1 protein-coding gene is annotated in these 552 nt (G+C 42.0%); it reads left to right on the top strand.

Going from position 1 to position 552, the window contains the following annotated elements:
• The coding region (locus ACYVRA_RS08405; RefSeq protein WP_461252275.1) for a penicillin-binding transpeptidase domain-containing protein at window positions 1-401 on the top strand (401 nt) is incomplete at its 5' end.
• Window positions 402-552: the final 151 nt, after the last annotated feature.

Genomic DNA, 552 nt, shown 5'->3' with positions numbered 1-552 from the left:
TAGAAAAATTGATTTTACCGGAAGTTCTTCATGAAAGCAAAAATATAAGCCCCGCCGTTTACGAAACTGTAAGGCAGAATATGAGGTATGTCGTCAGCCAGGGGACGGCGCAATATCCTTTAAATATGAGAACCGTGCAGCTTGCCGGAAAATCGGGAACGGCTGAAATGGGGCTTGTGGACAGATGGCATTCATGGTTTACGGCTTTCGCGCCATATAACAGCGTTAATCCTGATGAGCAAATAGTAGTGACCGTAATTATTGAAGCGTCCATTTATCAAGTTTGGATGGCATCCGCCGTAAGCGCGATTATTTTTCAGGGGTATTTTGCAAATCAGGATTATGAGACGGCAATACGGGCGCTGGGATTCCAGTATATGCTGACGGGAACGCAGGGTTAAAAAATGAGATTACGAAATATTCTTTAACTTTATTATTTTTTATTTCTGCCCGTAATTCTTCTAATGGCGTTAGGCGTTCTTTTTATTTATTCATCGGCAATACCGTCGGTTGGCGTGCAGGTTTCAAGCGACTATTACAAACAAATTGTAT

It is taken from the genome of Treponema sp. R8-4-B8 (assembly GCF_054786175.1).
The sequence above is the reverse complement of the archived record's forward strand: the minus strand, read 5'-3'. Positions and strand labels throughout refer to the sequence as shown.